The 25,674-nt window shown below is 73.5% G+C and carries 24 protein-coding genes and 1 pseudogene; 18 read left to right on the forward strand and 7 right to left on the reverse strand.

Annotation, left to right across the window (positions count from 1 at the left end; genetic code table 11):
* Position 1 precedes the first annotated feature (1 nt).
* The 3 genes from BM419_RS06545 to BM419_RS06555 are packed head-to-tail and all read left to right on the forward strand — an operon-like array spanning position 2 to position 3,383.
* Entirely contained in the window at positions 2–1,285 is a 1,284-nt protein-coding gene (locus tag BM419_RS06545) for a glycosyltransferase (protein ID WP_091925723.1), read from the forward strand.
* On the forward strand, positions 1,276–2,529 hold the full coding sequence (locus BM419_RS06550; RefSeq protein ID WP_091925725.1) for a Bcr/CflA family efflux MFS transporter: 1,254 nt from the start codon (positions 1,276–1,278) through the stop codon (positions 2,527–2,529). The genes BM419_RS06545 and BM419_RS06550 overlap by 10 nt, the downstream gene beginning before the upstream one ends.
* Positions 2,526–3,383, forward strand: coding sequence for an alpha/beta fold hydrolase (locus BM419_RS06555; RefSeq protein WP_091925727.1), 858 nt, complete (start codon positions 2,526–2,528; stop codon positions 3,381–3,383). The genes BM419_RS06550 and BM419_RS06555 overlap by 4 nt, the downstream gene beginning before the upstream one ends.
* 82 nt (positions 3,384–3,465) lie before the next feature.
* Here BM419_RS06555 and BM419_RS06560 read toward each other — a convergent pair whose 3' ends face one another.
* The gene (locus tag BM419_RS06560; protein ID WP_091925730.1) at positions 3,466–3,705 is read right to left on the reverse strand and encodes a hypothetical protein; all 240 of its coding nucleotides are present in this window, start codon (positions 3,703–3,705) and stop codon (positions 3,466–3,468) included.
* 244 nt (positions 3,706–3,949) lie between these two features.
* On the opposite strand from BM419_RS06560, the gene BM419_RS06565 reads away from it, so the two are divergent.
* The 4 genes from BM419_RS06565 to BM419_RS06580 all read left to right on the forward strand — a co-directional run bounded on the left by BM419_RS06565 (position 3,950) and on the right by BM419_RS06580 (position 8,332).
* A complete protein-coding gene (locus BM419_RS06565) occupies positions 3,950–5,212 on the forward strand; it encodes a cytochrome P450 (protein WP_091925734.1) in 1,263 nt (420 codons plus the stop codon).
* Between the two features lie 307 nt (positions 5,213–5,519).
* Entirely contained in the window at positions 5,520–6,821 is a 1,302-nt protein-coding gene (locus BM419_RS06570; RefSeq protein WP_091925737.1) for a glycosyltransferase, read from the forward strand.
* Between the two features lie 300 nt (positions 6,822–7,121).
* Complete coding sequence (locus tag BM419_RS06575) at positions 7,122–7,367, forward strand: hypothetical protein (protein ID WP_091925740.1); 246 nt, start codon at positions 7,122–7,124, stop codon at positions 7,365–7,367.
* Positions 7,368–7,375: 8 nt separating this feature from the next.
* Complete coding sequence (locus BM419_RS06580) at positions 7,376–8,332, forward strand: adenylate/guanylate cyclase domain-containing protein (RefSeq protein WP_091925742.1); 957 nt, start codon at positions 7,376–7,378, stop codon at positions 8,330–8,332.
* 62 nt (positions 8,333–8,394) lie between these two features.
* Here the strand turns inward: BM419_RS06580 and BM419_RS06585 are convergent, their stop codons facing one another.
* The gene (locus tag BM419_RS06585; protein WP_091925745.1) at positions 8,395–9,999 is read right to left on the reverse strand and encodes an ATP-binding cassette domain-containing protein; all 1,605 of its coding nucleotides are present in this window, start codon (positions 9,997–9,999) and stop codon (positions 8,395–8,397) included.
* Between the two features lie 237 nt (positions 10,000–10,236).
* On the opposite strand from BM419_RS06585, the gene BM419_RS06590 reads away from it, so the two are divergent.
* The 8 genes and pseudogenes from BM419_RS06590 to BM419_RS06625 all read left to right on the forward strand — a co-directional run bounded on the left by BM419_RS06590 (position 10,237) and on the right by BM419_RS06625 (position 17,064).
* Positions 10,237–10,986 carry an SDR family oxidoreductase gene (locus BM419_RS06590; RefSeq protein WP_091925748.1) on the forward strand — a complete coding sequence of 250 codons (750 nt, stop codon included), beginning with the start codon at positions 10,237–10,239 and terminating at the stop codon, positions 10,984–10,986.
* Between the two features lie 62 nt (positions 10,987–11,048).
* A pseudogene (locus BM419_RS06595) lies at positions 11,049–11,994 on the forward strand (sigma-70 family RNA polymerase sigma factor).
* 86 nt (positions 11,995–12,080) lie between these two features.
* On the forward strand, positions 12,081–12,578 hold the full coding sequence (locus tag BM419_RS06600) for a peptide deformylase (RefSeq protein WP_091925751.1): 498 nt from the start codon (positions 12,081–12,083) through the stop codon (positions 12,576–12,578).
* 129 nt (positions 12,579–12,707) lie between these two features.
* Entirely contained in the window at positions 12,708–13,475 is a 768-nt protein-coding gene (locus tag BM419_RS06605) for an FkbM family methyltransferase (protein ID WP_091925754.1), read from the forward strand.
* A gap of 202 nt (positions 13,476–13,677) precedes the next feature.
* On the forward strand, positions 13,678–14,796 hold the full coding sequence (locus BM419_RS06610) for a sensor histidine kinase (protein ID WP_091680433.1): 1,119 nt from the start codon (positions 13,678–13,680) through the stop codon (positions 14,794–14,796).
* Positions 14,793–15,251: a response regulator gene (locus BM419_RS06615; RefSeq protein ID WP_091925757.1), complete on the forward strand. Its 459-nt coding sequence runs from the start codon at positions 14,793–14,795 to the stop codon at positions 15,249–15,251. The genes BM419_RS06610 and BM419_RS06615 overlap by 4 nt, the downstream gene beginning before the upstream one ends.
* 67 nt (positions 15,252–15,318) lie before the next feature.
* Complete coding sequence (locus tag BM419_RS06620) at positions 15,319–15,513, forward strand: helix-hairpin-helix domain-containing protein (protein WP_020092206.1); 195 nt, start codon at positions 15,319–15,321, stop codon at positions 15,511–15,513.
* 312 nt (positions 15,514–15,825) lie between these two features.
* On the forward strand, positions 15,826–17,064 hold the full coding sequence (locus tag BM419_RS06625; protein ID WP_307188536.1) for a KpsE/RkpR family capsule polysaccharide export protein: 1,239 nt from the start codon (positions 15,826–15,828) through the stop codon (positions 17,062–17,064).
* A gap of 261 nt (positions 17,065–17,325) precedes the next feature.
* Here BM419_RS06625 and BM419_RS06630 read toward each other — a convergent pair whose 3' ends face one another.
* The 3 genes from BM419_RS06630 to BM419_RS06640 all read right to left on the reverse strand — a co-directional run bounded on the left by BM419_RS06630 (position 17,326) and on the right by BM419_RS06640 (position 22,618).
* Complete coding sequence (locus tag BM419_RS06630; protein ID WP_091925760.1) at positions 17,326–20,049, reverse strand: ATP-binding protein; 2,724 nt, start codon at positions 20,047–20,049, stop codon at positions 17,326–17,328.
* Positions 20,050–20,135: 86 nt separating this feature from the next.
* Positions 20,136–21,173: an HD-GYP domain-containing protein gene (locus BM419_RS06635; protein WP_020092209.1), complete on the reverse strand. Its 1,038-nt coding sequence runs from the start codon at positions 21,171–21,173 to the stop codon at positions 20,136–20,138.
* Positions 21,174–21,226: 53 nt separating this feature from the next.
* On the reverse strand, positions 21,227–22,618 hold the full coding sequence (locus BM419_RS06640) for a TadE/TadG family type IV pilus assembly protein (RefSeq protein WP_091925763.1): 1,392 nt from the start codon (positions 22,616–22,618) through the stop codon (positions 21,227–21,229).
* A gap of 428 nt (positions 22,619–23,046) precedes the next feature.
* Here BM419_RS06640 and BM419_RS06645 point away from each other — a divergent pair, with 428 nt between their 5' ends.
* Positions 23,047–23,658 (forward strand): TadE/TadG family type IV pilus assembly protein, encoded by a 612-nt coding sequence (locus tag BM419_RS06645; RefSeq protein WP_020092211.1) that lies wholly within the window; start codon positions 23,047–23,049, stop codon positions 23,656–23,658.
* Positions 23,652–24,239 carry a TadE/TadG family type IV pilus assembly protein gene (locus BM419_RS06650; RefSeq protein WP_056532499.1) on the forward strand — a complete coding sequence of 196 codons (588 nt, stop codon included), beginning with the start codon at positions 23,652–23,654 and terminating at the stop codon, positions 24,237–24,239. Before BM419_RS06645 ends, BM419_RS06650 begins: the two co-directional genes overlap by 7 nt.
* An 88-nt stretch (positions 24,240–24,327) precedes the next feature.
* On the opposite strand, the gene BM419_RS06655 is transcribed toward BM419_RS06650, so the two are convergent.
* The gene (locus tag BM419_RS06655; protein ID WP_020092213.1) at positions 24,328–24,549 is read right to left on the reverse strand and encodes a hypothetical protein; all 222 of its coding nucleotides are present in this window, start codon (positions 24,547–24,549) and stop codon (positions 24,328–24,330) included.
* Between the two features lie 455 nt (positions 24,550–25,004).
* Here BM419_RS06655 and BM419_RS06660 point away from each other — a divergent pair, with 455 nt between their 5' ends.
* A complete protein-coding gene (locus BM419_RS06660; protein WP_244540715.1) occupies positions 25,005–25,172 on the forward strand; it encodes a hypothetical protein in 168 nt (55 codons plus the stop codon).
* 60 nt (positions 25,173–25,232) lie between these two features.
* Here the strand turns inward: BM419_RS06660 and BM419_RS06665 are convergent, their stop codons facing one another.
* A complete protein-coding gene (locus tag BM419_RS06665; RefSeq protein WP_091925769.1) occupies positions 25,233–25,628 on the reverse strand; it encodes an energy transducer TonB in 396 nt (131 codons plus the stop codon).
* Between the last annotated feature and the right edge of the window lie 46 nt (positions 25,629–25,674).

Below are 25,674 nucleotides of genomic sequence, written 5' to 3' on the forward strand. Positions count from 1 at the left end.
CATGTCGCTCAACGTCCTCTGCATCTCGTGGGGCACCACCGGCAATCTCAGCCCCGTGCTCACGGCGGCCCGGCAGCTGCGCCGGGCGGGGCACCGCCCGCGCGTCATGGCCGACCCGGCGATGTGCGGGGAGGTCGAGGCGGCGGGCTTCCCGTTCGTCGGCTGGCGCCGCGCCCCGACCGGCCTCGACGCCGACCCGGCCGATTTCTCGGATCTCGCGGATTGGCTGCGGCAGACGATGTTCTCCCCGGCCGGCGCCTACGCGGCCGACACGCTCGACGAGATCCGCCGCCTCCCGACCGATGCCGTCCTGAGTCTCGACCTCCTGCCCGGCTGCGCCCTGGCGGCCGAGGCGGCCGACCTGCCGCACGCGGTCCTGTCGCCGCATATCAGCATCCGCCCGCTCCCCGGCATTCCGCCCGCCGCGAGCGGCCTGACGCCGCCGCGGACCGAGGCGGAGCGGGACGCGGTGGACGCGGCGACGGCCGCCATCGTGTCGGCGATGGAGCGGGGCCGGCCGGCGCTCAACGCCGCGCGGCGCGCCTTCGGGCTGCCGCCGGTCGCCAGCGCCTTCGCCCATTTCGATCAAGCCGACCGCGTCCTGCTGGCCGTTAGCCGGGCCTTCGACTTCGACACGCAGGCGCTGCCCGCCAATTACCGCTACATCGGCCCGCTGCTCGACGAGCCGAGCTGGTCCCGCGGGACGGGGCACGCGTGGTCCGGTACGGGACGGCGGCGGATCCTCGTCGCCGGCAGCACCGGCGCCCAGAACCAGACCGACCTGCTGCGGCGCGTCGCGCGCGCCGTCGGCGCGGTCGAGGCCGAGACCATCGTGACGACCGGCCCGAATGTCGGGCCCGCGGACCTGGCCGCCCCCGCCGCCGTCCGGGTCGTGGCGGCCGCCTCCCACGACGCCCTCATGGCGCAGGCCGACCTGGTGGTGTGCCAGGGCGGTCACGGCACGGTCAGCCGCGCCCTGCTGCACGGCGTGCCGCTGCTGGTGATCCCCCTGGCCCGCGACCAGGCCGACAACGCCGCCCGCGTCGCCCTGCGCGGCGCCGGCCTGCGCCTGCCCGCCGACGCGGGCGAGGCCGAGATCGCCGCGGCAGCGCGCCGGCTCCTGGCGGAGCCGGGCTTCCGTAGGGCCGCCGCAGTTCTCGGGGCGGCCGTGCGGGCGGATCTCGACGCGGGCGGCCTCGTCCGCGAGATCGACGCGATGGTGGCGGCGCGCCGGGCCTCCGCGGACCGGGGCGGCGCCCGGGGCGGAGACCGGCTTTGGGCCTGATCCGCGCGCCCGCGCTGGCGCGGCCCCGCATCCGCCCCGGCTCGGCCGCCTTCTCGGCGCTCCTCGGGCTGCTGGCGGCGCTCCCGACCTTCGGGATCGACATGATCCTGCCGAGCCTGTCGGACACGGCGACCGCGCTGCACGTCCCGGCCACCGCGATGGGCGCGGCCATGGGCATCTACCTGCTCGGTTTCGGCGGCGCGCTGCTGGTCTACGGCCCGGTCTCGGACCGGCTGGGCCGCAAGCCGGCCATCGTCTGCGGCTGCCTCCTCCTCGTCGTGGGCAGCCTCGGCTGCGGCGCGGCGCGGACGCTGCCGGACTTCCTGCTGTTCCGGATCCTCCAGGGGATCGGCGCGGCGGGCCCCGGCATGGCGGTCCTCGCGATGGTGCGCGACCTGTTCGAGGGCGAGGCCGCGCGCGCCCGGATGTCCTTCGTCGTCCTCACCATCAACGTGGTGCCGATGATGGCCCCGACCATCGGTGCCGGGCTGATGGATCTCGGCGGCTGGCGCCTGATCCACGCCGCGCCGGTCGCCGCCGCCCTGGCGGCCCTGGTGGCGATCCGGCACATCGACGAGCCCCTGCAGCGGGCCGCGGGCCCCGGGCCGGCCTCGGGGATCCTGCGCGGCTACGGGCGGATCCTGGCGAGCCGGGTCTTCCTCGGCCACGCCCTGTGCAACGCCGCGGCCGCGGGGGCGGTCTTCGCCTACATCACCGGCTCGGCGCTGGTCTTCATCGACGCCCTCGGGCTCAGTCCGCTGGCCTACGGGCTGGTCTTCGGGGCGAGCTCCCTGTCGGTGATGGTCGGCGCCTTCCTGAACGGGCGGCTCGCGGCCCGGGGCGTCCCCCCGCCGCGGGTGATCGCCGCCGGCCTCGCCCTCGCGACCGGCGCGTCGGCCCTGCTCCTCGTCGCGGCGCTCGCCCGACCGCCCGCGGCCGCGCTGGTGGTCGCCGCGATGGTCGGCGTGGCCCTGGCCTTCGGCCTCGTGTCGCCCAACGCCGTGCACGGCGCGACGGAGCGCAACCCGGAGGCGGCGGGCGCGGCCAGCGCCGTCGCGGTCTTCCTGCAGATGCTCGGGGCGGCCGTCGCCAGCGACCTCGTCGCCCGGTTCTTCGACGGCCGGTCCGCCCTGTCGATGGCCGCCGTGATGCTCGGCTGCTGCCTCGCGGCCGCCGCCGCCCACGCGGGTCTCGCCCGACCGGCGACTCGCGCCCCGTCCCAGCCCCACGGAGAACCCGCATGATCTTCGACCCGCCCCCCTGGCCGCCCCTCCACCTGGAGCGAGACGGCGGCCGGCTCGCCCATATCGAGGCCGGGCCGCTCACCCCCGAGGGGCAGCCGCTGCTGCTGATCAACGGCTGGACCGGCGACCACGGCATCTTCACGCCGCAGATCCGGCACTTCGCGAGGACGCGCCGCGTCGTGGCGGTCGACCTGCGCGGTCACGGCGCCAGCGACGCGCCGGAGCGCGACTACACGGTCGCGGGCTTCGCCGAGGACGTCGCGTGGCAGAGCCGGACGCTGGGCCTCGTGAAGCCGATCGTGATCGGCCACAGCTTCGGCGGCGCGGTGGCGCTGGAGCTGTGCGGCCGCCATCCCGACCTCGCCGCCGGCCTCGTCATGATCGACTCGATCGTCCTGCCGTCTGCGGACGCGGCGGGCGGCGCCGCGATCGAGGGGCTGCTGGCGGGCGTCGGCGGCCCGGATTACCGGTCCGTCGTGCGGGAGATGGCCTGGGCGATCGGCGGCGCCTACGACCACCCGGCCCGGCGGAAGGCGATCTTCGAGACCTTCATCCTCGGCCCCTGCCAGCGGACACCGCAGCACGTGGCCCACGCGGCGCTGCGCGACATGGTGCTGGCCCACGATCCCGTCCCGGCCGCGCGCGCCTGCCGGGTCCCGATGGCCTACATCTCGGCGGACGTGCCGCTCGTGGCGGCGGCCCGCGACCTCGACCGGCTGCGGGAGCTCTGCCCGCAGCTCGTCACCGCCCAGACGCTGCTGGCGGGCCACTTCAACACGATCGAAGTGGCCGAGCAGGTCAACGCGATGATCGAGCGCTTCCTGGCGGTCGGCCTGCGGCCGCGCGCGCGGTAGCGGGACGCCGCGGGACCAACGCCCGTCAGGCGGGCCGGGACCCTCCGCGGAGGCCGTCCCGCGACCCGTCGCGCGGGGCGCGTCAGGACGCCGGGCCGGCCTCCGTCCGGTCGCCCAGGAGGCGCCGCGCCGACGAGATGACCTGGAGCGTCTGGGAGCTCAGCTGCTCCTGGCGCGCCCGCTGCTCGTACTGTCTCAGGCGGACGATCAGGCCGTCCTCGTCCGGGATCCCGTGGTCCATACCGCCGATCACGAAGTCCGTGATCGTCCGTCGGAGCAGCGTCTCGAAGACGTCGTCCGTATTCGCCAGCCCTGCAATCATGAGGACTTCTCCTTCTGCGAAGCGGCGCCTTTTTCGAAGGGTCAAGTTACGGCATGATTTCGGAACATCTCACACACCATCCGCGCGGCGACCGGCGTGCTCTTCCGCACAAGGCGGCCGCGGCGGCGACCGGGCCGCCGGCGCGCCGCATGTTATGGCTGTAATGTTCGACCCAGCTCCCGCAATCATCCTGTAGTCCGGGCTTCCGAGAGTTCTCGCGCAACACAGCAGCGAGAACGCACAGATGAATGCGACCGAAGATCTGACGCGACAGGCCTGCCCGCCCGAAGCCCCGACCGGCACCCCGACCCGCGTCCCGACCGGCGTCCCGACGCTCACGGTGGCGGAGCTGGAGGCCGACCCGCACGGCGTCTACCGCGCCTGGCGGCCGCGGCTGCCCTTCGTCGGTCACGAGGTCGCGGGCGTCCTCGTCCTCCGCGCCCGCGACGTCGATCTGCTGATGCGCGACCCCCGCGCCCAAGCCACGGAGACGCTCTATCCGGAATCGCGCGCGATCCCCGAGGGCGCGCTGTTCGACATCTTCGCGCACGGCATGCTCACCGCCAACGGCGCGGTCCACCGCCGGCGCCGCTCGCCCTTCACCCGCACATTCGCGGCGCGCCTGATCGAGGGGCTGCGGCCCCAAATTCGCGTCGCCGCGGAGCGCCTCGTCCGCGACTGGCTGGGGGAGGGGGAGGTCGACCTCGTCGCGCGCTACACCGCGCAGATCCCGGCCCAGGTCATCGCCGACATCCTCGGCCTGCCGCGCGACGACATCCCGCGGTTCACGCACCTCGCCTACGAGGTCTCCCGGGTGCTGAGCTTCACCTTCGGACCGGAGGACATCCCCGATCTGGAGGCGGCGGCGGTCGCGCTGCAGGACTACGTGGCCGGGATCCTCGCCGCGCGCCGGTTGGCGCCCCGCGCCGATTTCCTGTCGCGCTTCCTCGCGGAGACCGAGGCGGCCGGCGAACTCACGCCGCAGGAGGTGCTGATTCAGCTCGTGCAGATGATCATCGGCGGCACCGACACGACCCGGGTCGCCGGCGCCATGCAGGTGGCGCTGCTGCTGCAGCATCCCGAGCAGTGGGCGGCGGTCAGCCGCGATCCCGACCTGATCCCGGCCGCGGTGGCGGAGTCGCTCCGCTACGAGCCGAGCGGCGGCTCCGCCGGCCGGGTCGCCCGGGAGGACATTCCCCTCGACGGGCACGTCGTGCCGGCCGGAAGCCTGATGCTGCTCTCGACGCTGTCGGCGATGCGGGACGAGACGGTCTACGAGCGTCCCGACACGTTCGACATCCGGCGCACCGACCTCCCGCGCCTCCACCCGGTCTTCGGCGGCGGCGCGCACCGGTGCATCGGCGAGGCCCTGGCGCGGGTCGAGCTGGAGGAGGGACTGGGCGCCGTGCTGCGCCTCGCCCCGCGCCTGCGCCTGACCGGCGCGATGCCGGTCCTCCGCGGCCACAGCGGCATCCGCCGCATCGACGCGCTGCGGGTCGCCGCCTAGCGCCGTTCCCGACCGGATAGGGACGGCGGCGCTCGCCGAGCCCTTCGCCGCGCGTAGCGAGGTCCCTCTCCCGCACGGGAGGGGGACCAGGGCGCGGCTGCCTCGACAGGATCGCCGCCCCTCCGGACCGCTGCGACCCTGTCGCGCCGTCTCCCGCGCGTCCGACGCGCGCCCGTTGCAGCCGTAGCCGCTTCGGCCCCGCGCCGCAGCGACGCCGTAACGGACCGCCCCCAGCCTCGCTCCCGGACGCCCCGGCGATCGCGCCGCGATCGCGGCGCCCTCACGCCCCCCACGGAAAGGACAAGCGATGAAGGTCCTCCTCTGCTCGACGCCCGCCACGGGCCATCTCAATCCCCTCCTCGCCATCGCCCACATGCTGATCGCGGACGGCCACGAGGTCATGGTCCTCTCGGGCTCGGCCTTCCGCGACCGCATCGTGGCGGCCGGCGCCCGCTTCATGGCGCTGCCGGGCGCGGCGGATTTCGACGGCCGCGACCTCCGCGCGGTCGTGCCCGAACTGGCCGAGATCGCGCCGGGACCGGACTGGCTGCGCGTCGCCATGGAGCGCGTGTTCGTCGACCGCATCCCCGACCAGGCGCGCGGCCTGCGCGCGGCGCTCCGGGCCTTCCCGGCCTCGCTGGTGATCGGCGACGACATGTTCTTCGGCGCCCTGCCGCTGCTGCTGGGGCCGCGCGCGGAGCGCCCCGCCATCGTCCTGTGCGGCACGTCGATCCTGCACTGCGCGCGGCCCGACCGGGCTCCGGCCTTCCTGGGCCTCCCGCCGGCCGAGACGCCCGAGCAGGAGGCCGCCTACGGCCGCATCGCAGAGGCCTACGAGGCGGCGGTCGACCGGCCGGTCGGGCTGAGCCTCGCCGCCAAGCTGGCGGAACTCGGCCGGGCCGCCCCGCCCTGGCCGCTGTTCGACGCGGTGGTCCGGCTCGCCGACACCTACCTGCAGCTCACCGTCCCCAGTTTCGAGTACCCGTTCCCGCTGCCGCCGACTGTGCGCTTCATCGGGGCGCTGCCGATCGTCCCGGGGCAGGCGGCGCTCCCGCCCTGGGCGGGCGACCTCGACGGCGCGCGCAAGGTCGTGCTGGTCACGCAGGGCACGGTCGCGAACCACGATTTCGGCCTGCTCGTCGGCCCCGCCCTCCGGGCCCTCGCCGATGAGCCCGACATCCTGACCGTGGTGACGGGCGGCGGCCGGGGGCTCGACGCGATCCCCGGCCCGATCCCGGCCAACGCGCGGCTCTCGCCCTACCTGCCCTTCGAGTGGCTGCTGCCCCGGGTCGACGCCATGGTGACCAACGGCGGGTACGGGAGCGTGAACCAGGCCCTGAGCCACGGGATCCCCCTCGTCGCCGCCGGCCTTACCGAGGACAAGGCCGACGTGAACGCCCGCATCGCGTGGTCGGGGGCCGGGATCGACCTCGCCGCGAATGACCCGACGCCGGAGGCGATCCGGAAGGCGGTGCGGACCGTGCTCGACGCGCCCGGCCATCGCCGGGAGGCGCGACGCCTCGCCGCCGAGTTCGCCGCCTACGACGCGAAGGCCGAGATCCTGCGGCTCCTGTCCAGCCACGGCGGCCGCGCGCGCAGCGCCGCCTGAGCGTCCGCCGCACCCGGCGTGGGACCGTCCCGGGACCGTCCCGGCGGGGACGGCCCCCGCATCCGCGCCCATCACGGCACCCGGTCCGGCGGACCGGGTGCCGTTCGCGTGTCGGGGCGACCATTGGGGCGACTGTCGGGGCGACGAGCCCGGACCCGGGTCACGACCGTCCCGGCAACGATCCCGCGCCCGTCCGTCGTTCGCGCCGCATGTCTGCTGTCATTGTTTTCCGATCCGCCGAAATCGCGGTGAAAGATCGGATTTTTACTTCGGACGCTCCACCACGAGGAGTACGAGATCATGATCTCACACTGCACACGGGCCGCCGCAGCCACCGCGCTCGGGACGATGCTGACAGTCCTGGCGGCCCCAACCGCCGCGCCGGCGCAGCCGGTCCCGCGCTTCGCGCAGCCCGACGTCCCGAGCGTCGCGGCGATCGCCCGGGCACGCCCGTTCCGGACGGATCTAGACCTCCGCTCCCCCGCCGTGGAGCGGGAGCATTCCCGGGCGCAGCGCATCATCGCCCGCGTCTGCTCACGCTGCTGATGCCCGCGATGGCGCTGCGGGAGCCCCGCGCGGACACGGCGGACGCCTGTTCCGGGCTCGCTGGCGGTGTCGGGCGACGGGCGCGGGCCGTTCCCCTCCGCCGACACCTCGCCGTCGCGGCGGCGGGGCGCGGCCGGCTCCTCGCCGCGGCGCCGCTGCCGCTGCTCCTGGCGCTCGCGGCCACGACGACGCCCGAGCCCGTCACGGTCGGGCTCGGCGGGCTCGCCCTGGCATGGCTCTCGCTGCGGGTGCAGCGCCTGCGCGGGGCCGCGTGCGCCGCGACGCGGCAGCGGAACAACCTCGCGCGCCTGACCGCGCCGACGGTCGCCCGATGGGTCGCCGAGACGGATCGCGCCGCCCGGCGCCCCGGCTGGGAGCAGGAGGCGACGGTGCTCTTCGCCGACATCCGCGGCTTCACCCGCCTCTGCGAGGGCATGGCGCCCGGCGAGGTCGCGGCGTTCCTCGCCGCGTTCCGGTCCCGTGCCGCGCGGGCGATCGAGGCGGCGGGCGGCTTCGTCGACAAGTTCGTCGGCGACGAGGTGATGGCGGTGTTCGGCGTGCCGGACGCGGCGTCCGGGGATGCCGGTCGCGCCGTCGCGGCGGCCCGCGCGCTCGCGGCCGCGATGGCGACCTGGAGCCGGGAGCGCGGACAGGCCGGCCTGCCACCGGTGCGGGTCGGCATCGGGCTGCATCGCGGCCCGGTCTTCATCGGCGTCATCGGGGCGGAGCGGGTCGAGTTCACGGCAGTCGGCGATACCGTCAACGTGGCCCGTCGGCTGGAACAGATGACCCGCGCGCTGCCCTGCGACTGCCTCGCCTCCGAGGCGGTCGTCCGGGCGGCGCCGTCCGGCGGGGCGCGGATCGTCGCCGTCGGGCCCGTGCGCGGCGGCCGCACCGTCCTGCGCCTGTTCACCCTCCGGCTCGATCCGGCCGGGACGCGTGCGGACCGAACCGACGCCTCCTGAAGACCCGGCGGGGCAGGGGGCGGCGACAGCGTCCCGTCCCGCCGCCGTTCCGGATGCCGCCCTCAGGCGCGGGGCCGGTCGGCGAGGTCGTCGAGGTCGACGCGCCGGGTGATCCCCAACGCGTCCAGGAAGGCCGCGTCGTGGCTGACGACGAGGAGCGCGCCGTCATAGGCCGCCAACCCGGCCTCGAGGGCCTCGACCGCGTCCAGGTCGAGGTGGTTGGTCGGCTCGTCGAGGATCAGGAGGGGCGGGGGCGCGCGGTTGCCGAGCACGCAGGCGAGGGCGGTCCGGACCCGCTCGCCGCCGCTCAGCGCCGCGACGGGGCGGTCCGCGGCCGCCGCCCGGAACTGGAACCGCGCCAGCGCCGCCCGGCAGCCGTTCGCGTCCTCCTCCGGGTTGAGACGCGCGAAGTTCTCCGCCACGGTCCGGTCGCGGTCGAGGAGGTCGAGGCGCTGGTCGAGCAGCGCGGCGCGCACCCCGACCGAGACGCGGCCCGACCACGGGCTGAGGCGGCCGGCGACCAGCGCGAGCAGGGTCGACTTGCCCGAGCCGTTCCGCCCGCGGAGGGCGACGCGCTCCGGACCCGTGACCGCGAGCGACACGTCCCGCAGGACCGGCTGACCCGGCCGGTAGCCGACCGTCACGTCGGTGAGCGCGAGGACGCGCCGGTCGGCGTGGAGCCCGCTCGGCGGGAGCGCGATCGCGGCCGGCTTCACCGCCGCGATCCGGTCCCGGGCCTCCGCCAGATCGGCCTCGGCGCCGGCGCGCTGGCGCTCGGTGAGGCGCGCGCTCCCGCCCGCCGTCCGCTCCGCGTTGTCCCGGCGAGCCCCGGCCAGGATCCGGGGCAGGTCGCCCTTCGCGGAGCGGCGGTGCCCGGCCGCGTCGCGGCGCTGCTGGCGCTCGACGCGCTCCTGCGCCCGGCGGGCGAGGTCCGTCGCCCGCTTCTCGGCGACCGCGAGGTCGTGCTCGGCCGCGGCGAGACGCGCCGCCTTGGCCTGCCGGAAGGCGTCGAAATTGCCCCGGTAGCGGGTCGCCTCCGCCGGCGCGAGGTCCACGATCGCGTCCATCGCGTCGAGCAGGGCCCGGTCGTGGCTGACCACGATCGCGCCGGCGCGCCACGCCTGCAGAAGTTCCTGGACCGCCCGCCGCCCGTCGCGGTCGAGATCGTTGGTCGGCTCGTCGAGGAGCAGGAAATCCGGCGCGGCGAAGATCGCCGCCGCCAGCGCCGCGCGGGCGCGCTGCCCGCCGGAGAGGCGCCGGAGCGGCGTGTCGGGGTCCACCGCCACGCCCATCCGCGCCAACGCTCCCGTCAGGCGCTCCGCGAGCGTCCAGTCGGCGACGGCGAGCTCGTCGGCCTCCGCCGCACCGGCCTCCGCGCGGCGGAGCAGCGCCAAGCCCGCCGTCGCGCCGAACAGTTCGGCGATGGTCTCGTCGGCGGTCGGGCCCGCGAACTGGCGCAGCAGGGCGACCGTGCCGTCGCGGTGGATGCTGCCGCCCGTCGGCGCGAGGCGGCCGGCCAGGAGGTTCAGGAGCGTGCTCTTGCCGGCGCCGTTGCGGCCGACGATGCCGGTCCGCTCCTGCCCGAAGCTGGCGGTGATGCCGGAGAGGACGGCGCGCCCGTCAGGCGCGGTCCACGCGAGGTTCAGGAGGGAGAGCTGTGCTGGCATGCGGAGAGACGGTCCTGGCGGCAAGGCGTGGCGGCGTTGCAGTCAGGGTCAGTCTCATCGGCGTCTCGGCTCCGGCGGGGGGCCTCCGTAGCGCCGGTCGCGGCCTCTCGCAACGCCGCGGCCGTCGCTTTTTGCGGCGGGATGTCACAAACCGGGATGCTGCATCGTCCTGTCACCGACCGGGACGCCGGAGCGGCAGGGTGCCCCTCGGCCCGGTCCGCGCGGGAGACAGACGTCATGAAGATCGTGGTGATCGGCGGCAGCGGGTTGATCGGCCGGCATCTGACGGCCGAGCTGGAGCGCGCGGGCCATGAGGCCGTCCCCGCCTCCCCGAGCACGGGCGTCGACGCCGTGACCGGCGCCGGCTTGGCCCAGGTTCTCGTCGGCGCCGACACCGTGGTCGATGTGGCGAACGCGCCCTCCTTCGAGGCGGCGGCGGTGCGCGACTTCTTCGAGCGCTCGAGCCGCAACCTCCTCGCCGCCGGCCGGCAAGCGGGCGTCAAGCACCATGTCGCCCTCTCGATCGTCGGCGCGGACCGCGCGGACGGCAACGGCTACTTCCGGGCGAAGGTCGCGCAGGAGCGGCTGATCGCGGCGTCGGGCCTTCCCTACACCATCGTCCGCGCCACCCAGTTCTTCGAGTTCGTCGCGACGATCGCCGAAGCCTTCGCGGTCGGGGAGCGGATCCTCGTGCCGGACGCGGATTTCCAGCCCATCGCGGCGGCGGACGTGGCCGCGGCGCTCGCCGCGGTGGCCGTCGGCGCGCCCGCCGACGGGACGATCGACGTCGCGGGGCCGGAGCGGCTGCCGTTCCGGGCGTTCGTCGCCCGGCGCGTGGCGGCCGCCGGCGACGGCCGCGCGGTGACGGTCGACGCCGCGGCCCGCTACTTCGGTGCCGCGCTGGCGCGAGGCTCCCTGGTCCCCGACGACGCGGCCGCGGCCCGCCTCGGGGATACGCGCTTCGAGACCTGGCTCGCGACGGCATGACGGGACCCGACCTTCCCCGCGGGCGGGCTCCGCCCCGACGCGATCAGGCCTCCGGTCCGGTCATGCCGCCGGGGCGCGGGGACGGGACCGCCGCCTTCGAGGCCCACCGTCCCCGGCTCCTGCGCATCGCCTACCGCATGCTCGGCTCGCGCAGCGAGGCCGAGGACGTCGTGCAGGACGCGTGGCTGCGCTGGGTCGCGGCGGACCGGAGCGGGGTCGCGGCGCCCGACCGGTTCCTCGCGCGCGTCGTGACGCACCTCTGCCTCGACCAGATCAAGTCGGCGCGCGCGCGCCGGGAGAGCTATGTCGGCCCCTGGCTGCCGGAACCGCTGATCGAGCCGCTGGTCGAGCCGGGGGCGGACGGCGTGGACGGCGTGGACGAGGACGACCTCACGCTGACGCTGATGCTCGCGCTCGAGCGGCTGTCTCCCTTGGAACGCGCGGCCTTCCTGCTCCACGACGTGTTCGGTCTGCCGCTCGGCGACGTCGCGGAGACGCTCGGGCGGGCGGCGCCGGCCGTGCGCCAGCTCGCGGCGCGCGCGCCGGAACGTCCGGGCCGCGCGCCCGCGCTTTCCCGTGACCCGCGACGAGGGCGAGCGCGTCGCCCGGGCGTTCTTCGAGGCCTCCGCGAGCGGCGATGTCGCGGGGCTGCGGACGCTGCTCGCCGACCGCGTGACGCTCTCCTCGGACGGGGGCGGCAGGGTGCTCGCCTTCGTCAACCCGATCCGGGGGCTCGAGCGCCTGCTCCGGCTCTACGCGGGCGCGCGGCGCAAGTGGGGCGACGGCCGGGCGGCGCTGATCGGGTTCGTGTGGATCGACGGGCTTCCGGGCTATGTCACCCGCGAGCGCGGCGGCCTCCTGCAGACGACGGCCCTCGCGATCGAGAACGGCCGGATCGACGCCATCTACATCACGCGCAATCCCGACAAGCTCCACCACGTCGCGCGCGCCGTCGCGGCCGGCCCGGGACCCGGCGACGCGGCCGGGCCTGCGGCGCGCCGGTCTTGACGATCCGCCCCGCAGCGCGGCTTGCATGGCGCGCGGCTGGCCCTCGCGGCGCCGCTGGTGAAACGACCCACGCGGACTGATCAACCATGCCGGCGCGCCCGCTCGTCCTGTTTCCCGATCCCCGCCTGACGCGCCCGGCCGAACCGGTCGACGCGTTCGACGCGGCCCTGCGGGCCCTCGCCGACGACGTCCGGGACACGCTCATGGCCGAGAGCGCCATCGGCCTGACCGCCCCGCATATCGGCGTCCCCGCGCGCCTCGTGGTGGTGCGGATGTCGCCGGACGAGAGCGCCCGCGTCTACGTGAACCCCGTCGTGTCCTGGGCGTCCCCCGACACGGAGGTCCACGACGAGGGCAGCGTCAGCATGCCGGGGGTGCGCGAGCGGATCACCCGGGCCGCCCGCATCCGCCTGAGCTACCGCGACCTCGACGGGTCCGCCCACGAGGAGGAGACCGAGGGCTTCCCGGCCGCGGTCCTCCAGCACGAGATCGACCAGCTCGACGGCGTGTTCTGGATCGCCCGCCTGTCGCGCCTGAAGCGCGAGCGATTGCTGAAGCGGTTCGGGAAGGGCCGGCCCGCCTGATCCGGTCGGGGCTCGCGGTGGGCGTCGGCACCCCGCCGCGGCGCGCTGGCAGAGCCGGCACGGGGCGGGCTACCATGGGCGCGACCTCGCCGACCCTCCGGGCTCGCCTCCTCTGAACGGACCCTGCGCATGCATCCTGCCGTCGCCGCCGCCAACGCGTTCAGGGCGGTTCATGACGCCGGTCAGGTCCCGGACTACGAGCGCATCCTGCGGCAGGGCTACAGCCGCTTCCTCGCTCCGGGGGATGTCGTCGTCGACGTCGGCGCCCATACCGGGCTCCACCTCGTCGCGTTCGTCGACATCGTCGGCCCGACCGGCAAGGTCCACGCCTTCGAGCCGATCCCGGTCCTGATGAAGGATCTGGTGGGGCGTTTCGGCCGACGATCCGAAGTCGAGCTGCACGACGTCGCCCTCTCCGACGCGGCGGGGCGCACCGATTTCACGGTCGCGAGCGTGCCCGGCGAGAGCGGGCTCCTCGCCCGCTACTTCAGCAGTCCCGCCATCACGTCCAAGACCATCAAGGTCAGGACGGAGAGGCTCGATACCGCCCTCAGTCACGTCCCCGCGGTGGCCTACATCAAGATGGACATCGAGGGCGGGGAGTTGAACGCTCTGAGCGGCGCGGCCCAGCTCCTCCGGCGATGCCGCCCGATCGTCAGCGTGGAGTACGGCTGGGCCGGCTACTCCGCCTACGGGCACGCGCAGGATTCCCTCTACCGGTTCGCCGAGAGCCACGGCTACATCTGCGCGGACATCACCGGAAACCTGATCGACGATGCGAGCACGTGGCTCGCGGTCAGCGACTACGTGACGTGGGATTTCTTCCTCGTCCCGCAGGAGCGTCGAGCCGACTGGGCCGCCCTGTTCGCGCGCCGCCCGGAGCCCGGACCCGCGTGATCCGGACCCGCGTGATATGGACCCGGGCGGAACGGCGCGGCCGGACCGTCCGCGCGGGGGAACAACGGCTCCGCATGGTGCGTTGCACGCTCCCACCTCTAGGCCGTCCGGCGCGGCCAGCCACCCACCGTGCCCAGTCCCGAAGGTCCACCAGGATCGCGCGCAGGGTATCTCAGATCAACCCGCGTGAAGGGTCGTGACCGTGCCGAACTCGCGGCAGCCGTTTCAATCCTCGTCCGCCGCTAGCGCGCCGCTGGCGAGCCTGCGGCGTGGGTCGGGCCAGCTCTTCGAGAGCGAGCGTCGCCTCAACGCGGTCCTCGACAACGCCTCGGTGTCCATCTTCCTGATGGATGACCGCCAGCACTGCATCTACATGAACCGCGCCGCCGAGCAGTTGACCGGCTGGACGCTGCGGGAAGTCCTCGCCCGCGATTGCCCGCTGCACGACATCGTCCACCACACCTACCCGGACGGAAGGCCCTTCCCGCTGGAGGAGTGCGCGATCGACCGCGCCTTCCCGGAGAACAATCAGGAGCGCGGCGAGGAGGTGTTCGTGCACAGGGACGGGCACTTCTTCCCCGTGGCGTTCACTGCCAGCCCGATCCGCGACGACGCGACCAACATCATCGGGACGATCATCGAGGTCCGCGACATCAGCGAGGAGAAGGCGGCCGCCGAGCGCCAACGCCTGCTGATCAACGAGCTCAATCACCGGGTGAAGAACACTCTCGCCACGGTGCAGTCGATCGCCGCGCAGACCTTCCGCGGGCAGACGGACCAGACGACGCGCGCCGTCTTCGACGCCCGGATGGCGGCCCTGTCCAACGCCCACAACGTGCTGGTCGAGGACAATTGGGAGAGCGCCAGCCTGCGCGGCGTGGTCGAGCGGGCGCTCGCCCCCCACCTTTTGGCAGAGGTCGATGCCGGCCGCTTCCGGTTACAAGGGCCGGACGCGCGACTGCACCCTAAGGTGGCAGTGACGCTGGCAATGGCCCTCCACGAGTTGATGACCAACGCGGCGAAGTACGGCGCCCTGTCGACGCCCGAGGGCGGGGTCGCGGTGACCTGGTCCCTTCACGATCGCGATGACGGCCGTCAGCAGCTCGACCTGCTCTGGGAGGAGCGGGGTGGCCCGCCAGTCACGCCCCCGACCCGGAAGGGGTTCGGCTCACGGCTCATCGAGCGGCAATTGCCGCTGGAGTTCGACGGCAGCGCGGCGATCACCTTCGCGCCGGCGGGCGCGACCTGCCAGATGCGGATCCCGCTGACCCGGCTCGGCTGGATCGGCCAGGAGGCGGTCGAAGGGCCGCGCGCGCCATGACGCCGCTCGCCGGACGCCGGGTCCTGCTGGTCGAGGACGAGAGCCTCGTCGCCATGCTCGCCGAGGACATGCTGCTCGACCTGGGCTGCGAGGTCGTGGTGGCGATGCGCCTCGAGCAGGCCCTGGCCCATGCCCGGACCGAGGCGTTCGATTTGGCGGTGCTCGACGTGAATCTCGGCGAGGCGCGCAGCTACCCGGTCGCCGACCTGCTGCTGGCGCGCGATACGCCGTTCCTGTTCGCCACCGGGTACGGGCAGCACGGCCTGGACGCCGCCTATCAGGCGGTTCCGGTGCTCCAGAAGCCCTACCAGGCGGCGCCGCTCGAGCATCTTCTGCTGCGCCTGTTGAGCCGTGAGGGGCAGAACCGCACGGGCCCGACCGGCCTGCCACCCGCCTGCCGCTGTCGGGCGTCCGAGCCCGCCCACGGGCAGTTCCGCGCCGATCCGATCCGCTGAGGCGCCCGGGCCGGCGCGGGACCGGAGCGACCGAGTACGGCGCCGACCGGCGCGGAAGGGCACCACCGTGATCGATCTCAACACGGCGACGGCCGAGGAACTGGACAGCGTTCCGGCACTCAAGGGCCACGGCTTCGAGATCGTGCGCTACCGGGAGGAGCGCGGCCGGTTCACCAGCCTGCGGCAGCTCGACGAGGTGCCAGGCCTCAGCGGCAAGACCGACGGTGTCGCCGATCAGGTCACGATCGCGGACAGTCCTTAGCGCCGGTCCCGACCGGTCCGGCGCGGATCTCGGTCAGGCCCGAGATCCGTCGGGAGAGGTCTGCTCTCGCGAAGCGCCCGGTCGGGGATCAGATCCGTCCGGACGAGGCACATCCGGACCCAGCGGCTCTACGGCGCGCTCCACCTCGAAGCGTCCTGCCGCTCCCCAACGCCCTCCCGCACGGGGGAGGGGGCACGGCGCGGCTGACATGCTTTCGCCGCCTGTCCGTGTGATGGGCTGCGCGAGCGGCGTGAAAGCCGCGCGGGTCGACGACGCCCGCGCAAGCCCGAGCTTCGAGAAGCAACGATGGACATGCAGGTCGAGAAAGCCCAGGGCCGGCCTCTGAAAGGCATCGACCGGAACAAGGTGATCGCGCAGTCGCTGCGGCAGTTCGCGCGCCTCCCGGGCCTGCCCGACACCAAGAAGGGCGTGCGCTCGTACCAGAGCCACGTCAAAAGCGACCCCTGGCTGCCGCTCCTGTTCGTCGTCTGCTTCGTCCTGCCGACCCTGGCCGCCGGGATCTACTACGGGCTGATCGCCTCCGACCGCTACGTCACCGAGGCGCGGTTCGCGATCCGGCCGACCATCGGCACAGCCGACAAGGCGACGCCCGACACGGTCGGCACGAATGCCGGTGTGATCAAGGCGACCGTCGCCCAGGAAACGCTCATCGCGCAGGAATACATCCACAGCCGGCCCATGGTCGAAGCGGTCGCGGCGGAACTCCCGATCCGCGCGTGGTTCGGTCGGGACGACATCGACATGTTCTCCCGCTTCAACCCGGAGAAGCCGGTCGAGAAGTTTCTGCGGTACTGGCGCCGCCGGGTCGACGTCGACGTCGAATCGGCGTCCGGCATCATGTCGCTGACCGTCGAGGCCTTCGATCCCGACGAGTCGCTCGCCATCACCAAGGCGGTCATGACGGATACGGAGCGGATGCTGAACGACCTCAGCCTGCCATCCCGGAAGGACGCCCTCGACGTGAGCACGCGCGTCCTGAAGCTCGCGGAGGAGCGCGAGGCCAAGGCCAACGCCGCCCTGAACGAGCTGCGCAACCGCGAGGGCGTGCTCGACGTCATCAAGTCGAACACCGCCACCATCAAGTCGGTCTCGGAACTGCGGGAGACGCGCACCAAGCTCGCCGTCCAGCTGGCGGTGCTCCAGCGGGACCTCGGCCCGCAATCCCGCAGCATCGTCGACCTGAAGCAGCAGATCGGCGATCTCGACGCGAACATCGCGCGGGTCCAGCAGCAGCTGGCCGGCACCGCGCCGACCGAGAAGCGGCGCCTCTCGGACGCGCTCACGCGGTTCGAGGATCTCGAGCACGAGCGCGAGAATGCCGAGAAGTATCACCGCGACGTGCAGCTGGCCTATGACCGGGCCCGCATCGTGGCCCAGCAGCAGGTCGTGGCCCTGGTGCCGATCGTCGAGCCCATCAAGGCCGGATCCTCGACCGAGCCGCGCCGCATCCTGATGACGAGCATCATCACCGCCGGCGCCGCCGTGCTGTTCGCGGCCGCGATGTTCACCCGCCGCATGCTCATCACCTGATCCCGAGCCGGGTCGGCGCGCGGACGCGGTCGGGACGGTCCGCGGCCCGCCGGCAGCGCCGACGAAAAAGCCCGCCGCGGCGAACCGGGCGGGCTGAGGGAGTGCTTGGGAGGAAGCGCAACCGTACGGCGGGCCCTGCTGGCATGCCAGATGCCGAATCGCAGGGCAGGTCTGCGAAATCGGGCGGTCTCCCGATGGAATACTTTTCCTGAACGCCTCAATAGGCCGGGCCGACGGACTCCGGGGCCGCCCGCGACGATCCTAGGCGGCCGCCGCCCGGGACCGCGTCCGCTCCTCGAGGCCGCGGATCGTCGCGGCGAGCAGGCTGTCCAGGGCGTCGCACGCGTCCGCCCGCTCGACGCAGGCCGCGTTCCGCGCGTCCTCCTCGATGACGCGCAGCCGCGCCACGAGGACGCGCGCGCCGACATTCGCGCTCATCGACTTGAGGCTGTGCGCGGCCCGGGCGATCGCCGGCTGGTCGGAGGCGGCGAGGGCGGCTCTCAGACCGGCGAGCGCCACCGGACCCTGCGACCGATACAGGTCGAGGACGCGTTCGAGGAAGGCGCCGTCCCCGAGGCCGAGCAGCCGGTCGATCACCTCGGCGTCGATGAGGTCGTCGGCGGCGTTCGCGACGGCCGGCGCGGCGAGCGGAGCGACCGGGGCCGGCGTCACGGTATGCGCCGCGGCGGCAGCCGGCGCGACGCGGAGCGCCGGGACCTGCGCCTGCAGCAGGTCGGCGAGTTGCCGCAGCGTGAAGGGCTTCAGGAGCGTCCCGTCCATGCCGGCCGCCGCCGCGGCGTCGGCGGCCTCGCCGAGGACGTGCGCCGTGAGGGCGACGATCGGGACGCGCCCGCCGGTGGCCGCCTCGCGCTGCCGGATCCGCCGCGCGGCCGCGAAGCCGTCCAGGACCGGCATGCTGCCGTCCATCAGGATCAGGTCGAAGCGTTGCGTCTCGGCGGCCGCCACCGCCGCGGCCCCGTCCTCGACGGTCACGACATCGGTCACGCCGCAGCGGGCCAGCGCCTCGAGGGCCACCTCGCGGTTGACCGCGCTGTCATCGGCGACGAGCACTCGCGCGGCCGGGAAGCGCGGGAGCGCCTCGTCCGTGACGGCGGGCGAGGCCGGGGAGGCGGCCGCGGCGAGGGCGTCACCCGCGGCCAGCGCTGCCAGGACGGGCTGCCACTCCGCCTGGGTCACCGGCCAGCGCAGCACCGCGTCGGCGAGACCGGCGCGGAGCGCCGCGTCGGCCGCGCCGTCGCCCGGTCCCGCGACCGCGAGCACCCGCACGGCCCGGTCCGGCCGGCGGCCCGCCGCCACGAGGGCGGCCGCGTCGCCGATCCAGTGGTCGGCGGCGCTCCCCGGCGCGACCGGCGCGAAGCCGGCCGCGCGCAGGCCGGCCGCGAGGGCGGCGCGGGTGGCGGGACCGGCCGTGTCGAGCGCGATCGCGGCCGGCACCGCGTCGCGGCGCCGGACCGGGCGGGCCGGCTCGGCGACCGTGACGGGGATGCGCGCCGAGAAGGTTGAGCCGGCGCCGACGCGGCTCGTCACCGCCACGGTGCCGCCCATCGCGGCGACGATCTGATGGGCGATCGAGAGCCCGAGGCCGGTGCCGCCGAACCGGCGGGTCGTCGACTGGTCGGCCTGCGAGAAGGCCGAGAAGATCGTCGCCAGCTTGTCCTGCGGGATGCCGATCCCGGTGTCGGAGACGGCGATCACGAGGCACCCGTCGGCGGCATCGACCGTCATCCGGACGGCGACGTGGCCAGCCTGGGTGAACTTCAGCGCGTTCGACACGAAGTTGCTCAGCACCTGCCCGAGGCGGACCGGGTCGCCGAGGATCGCCCGCGGTACCTCCGGCCCGACCTCGGCCGCGAGGTCGAGCCCGGCCGTCCGGGCCCGCTCGGCGAAGAGCGTCACCGCGGTGTCGGCGAGTTCGGCGGGGCTCACGGGCACGCGCTCGAGCTCGAGCTTGCCCGCCTCGACCTTCGCGAAGTCGAGGATGTCGTTGATGATCGCCAGGAGCGACCGGCCGGACCGGGCGATGACCTCGGCGTAGCGGCGCTGGCGCGCCGGCAGGTCGGACCCCGCCAGCAGCTCGGCCATGACCAGGACGCCGTTCATCGGGGTCCGGATCTCGTGGCTCATCGTGGCCAGGAAGGCCGACTTGGCGGCGTTGGCGGCGTCGGCGGCCTGCTTGGCCTCGCTCAGGTCGGCCGTCCGGGCGCTGACCTCCGCCTCGAGGTGGGCGCTGTGGGCGGCGAGGCGGTGATCGCGCTCGTTCACCGCGGAGAGCAGGTCGTTGAAGGTCCGCGCCAGCGCGCCGACCTCGTCGTCGCCGCCCACGGGCGCGCGCTGCGCGTAGTCGTGGCGCAGGCGGACCGCCTCCATGGTGCGGGCGAGGGCGGCGAGCGGGCGCGTGACGCTGCGCTGCAGGTAGAGCGACACGCCGACGCCGATCGCGACGGCGAGCAGCGCCGCCAGCGCGGCGTTCTGCGCAGCGGCCCAGAGATGGCCGAGGATGTCGTCGGTCTCGCCGATCAGCACGACCCGGCCGACCGGGACCCCGTTCTCCACGATCGGCGCGGTCGCCTGGAGGCTGCGGGTGGCGAGCAGGTGCAGGAGCGACAGGTCCGCGCCGTCCTGGGCGGCGTCCCGGGTCAGGCGCAGGCCGATCCCCTGCTCGGCGAGCACGGACCCGTCCGGACGCTCGATCGCCCCGTAGACGATGGACGGCACTTTGCCGATCGCCCGCAGCGACGCGTCCGCCCCGTCGGCGTCGCCCGCCGCGGTGGCCCGGGCGCCGCCATGCGCGAAGACCTGCGCGACGGCCTCCAGCGCCGCCTGCTTGTCGGCGGCGTAGCGGGCGACCTCGCGCCAGACCGACAGGGCCGCCGCCAGGACGAGCGCCGCCGTGACGGCGCCGGTCACCGCCAGAGCCAGCCGGCCCGCCAGGGAGCGCCTCGGCCTCAGCCACGCGAGATGCACGCTCGGCTCCTTCAGGTGGCCCGGTCGGGCCCGATCGCGGGGGGGGGACGGGGAGGGGCGGTAGGGCGACGGTACCGGGGAGCGGATCAGGCGGCGGCGCGCAGGCAGGTCCGCGCCACCGCGTCCCAGCCCGCGAGGAACGCCTCGACGCAGCGCGGGTCGAAGTGGCGGCCGGCTTGGTCCGCCACGAAGGCCCGCGCCCGCTCGAGCGGCCAGGCTGCCTTGTAGGGCCGCTCGGTCACCAGGGCGTCGAACACGTCCGCCACCGCCACGATGCGGCCCGAGAGCGGGATCCCCTCGCCGCGCAGGCCCTTCGGGTAGCCGGTTCCGTCCCAGCGCTCGTGGTGGCTCTCGGCGATCTCGGCGGCGAGCCGCACGACGTCGGAGGTGCTGCCCTCCAGGATCCGCCGGCCGCGCTCGGCGTGCTTCTCCATCTCGGCGCGCTCCTCGGCGGAGAGCGGTCCGGGCTTGAGCAGGATCGCGTCGGGCACGCCGATCTTGCCGACGTCGTGCATCGTGGAGGCGAGCTTCAGGATCCGGATCTCCTCCGGGCCGAAGCCGAGGTTCCGGGCGATGACGCCCACGTAGCCGGCCACCCGGGCGATGTGGTCGCCGGTATCGGTGTCGCGGTGCTCGGCGGCCCGCATCAGCAGGGCGATGATCTCGCGCTCCCGCGCCTCGATGACGGCGACCGCCGCCGCGACCTCGCGGGCGAGCCACGCGGCCCGGTCCTGCTCCTGCCGGTGGGCCGCGCTGATCTTCATCAGGTTGGTGATGCGGGCCTGGATCTCCACGGGATCGCAGGGCTTGCCGAGGAAGTCGGTCGCGCCCGCGCGCAGGGCCTCGTGGCGCAGGCTGCGCTGGTCGAGGCTCGTCACCATCACGATCGGCACGTGCGCGAAGCCCGGGACCGCCCGCGCCGCCGCGATCACCTCGAGGCCCGTCAGGCCGGGCATGTCGTAGTCGGTGACGACGACCCCGATCCGGTCGACATGCGCCCGCAGGAAGTCGAGCGCCGTCACGGGACACGTGAAGGCGACCGGCTCGCAGTCGGCCACGGGCTTGAGCGCCTGCATGATCAGCAGGTTGTTCATCTCGGAATCGTCCAGGATCAGCGCGAGCACCGTGTCACTCCCAGGCGACGAGTAGTCGACGCAGGATCCGCATCGCGTCCTCCCTACTGGGACAGCAGCAGCTTGCCCGAGAGGGGTCCGACCCCCTTCGGCACCGGCACGCTGGTCCCGTCGTAATTCGCGTTCAGATAGAGGTTCGGGCCCTGGTACAGGTTGACCTGCTGGGCCACGATCACCGTGTAGGCCGACTGGTCGGCGACGGGCTTGTCGGCGTCGATCACCACGCGGCCGGCCGGCAGGTAGAGCGTCCCCAGCATGGTCCGCGCGTTGTCGCTGATGATGCGGTAGGTCCGCATGGGCTTGGTCGCGGCCAGCGGCGGCGGGGTCGGCGGCGGTGGCGGCGGCCCGGGCAGCAGCGGCGTGGCGATCTGGTCCACCAGGCCGGCGAGGATCGCCGCGGGGTCGACGGGATCGCTGACCGAGCGCTCTTCCATCATCAGCAGGCCGGCCATGGGGCCGGTGGTCGGCGCCGACAGGCTGACCGTGGTCTTCTTGTCGAAGAGCAGACCGCCCTTGTTGCCGGTGAAGTAGAAGGCGACGTCGGTCCCCGTCATGGCGGCATTCTTGTCGACGATGAGCGGGCCGTCCTTCATCACGTAGATGCCGGCGCGCAGCGTCACGGAGGCGTTCTTGGTGATGTACAGGCCGCCGCAATAGGTGCCCGGATCGAGGGTGACGCTCTGGTCGACGATGTTGCCGGAGGTGTCGCGCTTGCTGTTCGCCGAGGACGGGATCGCCGTGCACGCGCCGACCGGCGGCGCTGCTCGGTCCTTCAGGGGGTCCTGGATCGGCGGGCAACCCGTCTGCGGCGGCGGCGCGAAATTCGCGCGGGCGCCGTCGAAGCCGCCCGCCGTGCAGATCGTCTGCGCCCGGGCATAGGCGCTGTCCTTGCCGACCATGCCGCGCGGGCTCTGCGAGTTGCTGTAGAGCGAGCAATCCTGGGCGGTCACCTCGGCGCTCTTCTCCAGCTCGAACGCGCCGGCGGCGAGCGGGTCCAGCGTCAGGAGACACAGGCGCATCTTGCCGACGACGCGGACCGTCGAGCGGACCGAGACCTTGACGGTGGGCACCCCGACGAAGCCGCCGAAAGCGAGCTTGACGGTCTCGTCGACCGTCGTGGCGACGCTGGTCTTGTCGTCCGCCACGTCGACCCGGAGGGCGTAGGGACTCTCGGGCCGCGGCGCCGCCTGGGCGTGGACTGTGTCGACCACGATGCTCTTGGCCGCCGCCGAGGTCGAGACGGCGAGCTTGAGGTAGTTGCCGGCCGCGAGGACTCCGGCATCGGCCGCGTTCTGGAGCTGGCTGCGCCGCGAGGCGAGGCGGGCGTAATCGATGCCGCCCCCGGTCAGGCCGAGCAGCACCACGGCGCTCAGGCCGAAGGTCAGGGCGACCGAGCCCGACCGGTCCGTCAGGGCCCGCGGGCCGGCGCGGAGCACTCTCCAGAACAGGGAAATGGACGCGTCTCCCAGGGCGGGACCGGATCGGCGGCTGCGGCGGCACCGGCCACCGAACCGTTGGCCTAAGGCACAGCTCCTAAAAATCCGTGGCGTCCGAGCACCGCGAAGCTATCGCCACGCGATAGAGCCGCCTTTAGCTGTGAACAACTTCTATATGCGGCCGCACAATGCCCGGCACGGTCTCGACGACTGATCGCCTCACCGGCCTGCCGCCGGATGAACACAACGGCACACAACCTCAGGGTGAAATTGCGTCCTCATCACAGATCGCGGCCGCAAAATCTTGCTGAACCCGCAATTTCTACCCAGATTTGAACCGTTTTTAAACGGCCTCATCATAGGGTTATTTCTGTCCGCGCCTCTACGGCCGGACGGCGGCAGGCACGGACCTGCAGAGTTCGTTTGGCATGATGGGCATCTTTCGGCGCGTCGCGACCGTCCGCCGTCCGGGCGGGACCGAGGGCCGCGCCGGCACGGCCGGACGCGTCCGACGGTTCGCCGGCCACCGGACCGGCGCCTCCGCGGTGGAGTTCGCGCTCCTGGCCGCGCCGTTCCTGGCCCTCCTGGGCGTCGTGGCGGAATCCGGCGTCATCGCGATCGAGCAGCAGACGCTGGACATCGCGGTCGACCGGAGTGTCCGGCAGCTGCGAACCGGCACCTTCCAGGACGGCTCCGACGGCGGCGATCCGAGCGAGCGCCTCCGCAGGATCGTCTGCACCGGCCCCTCGGCGCTGTTCCCCTGCGCCGACCTGCGCCTCGACGTCTCCCGGACGCCCTCGTTCTCGACCTCGCAGCCGGCGGAGCCGTTCGACAAGACCACGAAGACCTGGACGCCGGGCTTCGGCCAGCGCTTCGAGTGCCCGCAGGGCGGCGACACCGTCACGGTCCGGGTCGCCGTGCCGGTGATGCGGCTGTTCCAGATGCTGGATTTCACCGGCCGGATCATGGCCGACAAGACTCAGCTGCTGGTCACGACCGAGATCTTCCGGGCCGAGGATTACGAGCCCAAGCCGTGCTGAGCGGTCGCCTGCGCGCCCGCCTGATCCGCCTGATCGGCGACCGGGAGGGCGTGAGCGCGATCGAGTTCAGCGTGATCGCCCCGATCCTGCTGCTGATCCTGATGGGGTCGATCGAGCTGCCCCGCGCCTACATGATCGGGAAGCGGCTCGACAACGCGGCGGCCACGATGGCGGACCTGATCTCACGCGGCAGCTACGCCGACCTCAAGCCGGTCTTCGCCGCGACGAGCGCGATCTCCAACCCCTACGACGTGAGCCGGGCGAGCATCGTGCTCACGGCGGCGGGCACCTACAGCGACGGCAGCTCGGCGGCGACCAAGGTCTGCTCGAGCGCCGAGTCCAACGGACAGGCCCGCACGGCGGGCTCCTCGCTCGGCGCACCGCCCGCCGGGATGACCCGGAACGGCGACCGCTTCGTCGTGTCAGAAGTCACGATGACCTACCACCCGATCTTCCCGGTCCTCTCGAACCTGACGCGGTGGACCTTCCGGTACAAGAAGATCTGGCCGGTGCGCGGCGGCGAGATCTACAACGGGCAGAGCGAGGTGGTTCTGCCGGGGGGAAAACCCTGCCCGGCCTGACGGCTAGGCTGACGCTTCGTACCGGCCCGGCTTTGCGGCCGGCGCCACCGGATGACCCGGTGACGCCGGATCGCGGACACGCCCCGCCTCAGCGGGCCGGGACCGCGGTGGCGACGACCCGGCGCGAGGCCGGGCTCGCCGGGACGAGACGCGGCGTCGTGGCCAGCTCGGAGGCCGGCCGCACGGCGGCCGTGGGACGGGCCTGCTCGCGATAGAGCGGCGGGGTCAGCGCGATGCTCTCGTCGGCGCGAGCGGCCCCGATCATCGGAACGGCAGCGAGGGCGGCGAGAACGATGGTGCGAACGGTCATGATCTGAAGTCCTCTCGTTGTCCGGGGCGTGCCCGGCTTCGAGGGGATATCTACGCTGCAGAGCAACATGATCCAAACAGATGCAATCGATTTCTATTATCGATCTTGTCAATGATGGATCGCCGGTGAAACTGCCGGTCGGCGCCGCCGTCTGCCTGGCTCGCATTCTGCATCCCCGGCCCGCCGAGCGGCCGGCGCGGAGTGGAGGCGTTGCTGGACTCGGACCGTGACCGGGTCGTCCTATGACGGACGGCCCCAGCGGACGGACCGAGTTAATGCAAAATTAAAACTCCCCCCCGAATGTCGGGCGCGCGGTCGAAAATCTTCGAAATACCAGAGGTTTAGCGCGTAAAATTTTATCTGTTCGCGCGGAAGGAGACGGCCCGTTGCTGGTTGCGGCCCTGCTTTTCGCGGTGGGCATATGGGAGGGCTGGCGGTATCGGGCATCGGTTCTGATGGCCAGCTCGATGCTGGTCACCCTCGGGTGGCTGGCCCTCTCGATCTTCGTCTGGGCCCAGTTCGACGCCGAGAAGGTGCTGCTGCTCTTCGCCTACCTCACCGCTCTCCAGGCCGGCTATCTCGTCGGGGCCTATATCAGCGCCGATACCGGCCCGAGCCGCTGACCGGTCCGGCGACGCCGCCGGGATTGAGGTCCGGCCGGCAGACGCATACTCGGCGCGGGCTCAGTGGCCGAGCGCGACCGGGATGCTGAGATCGACGATCCCGTCCACACCCAGGAGTGCGGCGGGCGGCGCGGGCGCCGGACTGATCCCCTGCACGGCGCGGAGCGCCCGTTGATCGAGCTTCGCCGAGCCCGAGCTCTCCTCGATCTCCGCGCCCTGAACCGCACCGTCCGCGGCGATCTGCACGTGGACGACCACGGTTCCGCGGCCACGGCTCGGTCCCGGCCGCGTCCCGGCGCGGTCCGCGGCATCGATCCGCGTGACGAGGTCGGAGAGCCAGGCCCGCGCTGCGGGTCCCGTTGCGGTCCGCGCCGCCACCGCCGCCGACGAAAGGGCGAGGCCGAACACGACGGCAGCGGCGATCACGGCGCGCGGCAGCATGGGGAGCGGCGACATGGGGAACAGCGGCTCCTCGAGCCCGGGATCGGGGATCGACCCTACG

Source organism: Methylobacterium sp. yr668, from assembly GCF_900116245.1.
Lineage (GTDB): Bacteria > Pseudomonadota > Alphaproteobacteria > Rhizobiales > Beijerinckiaceae > Methylobacterium.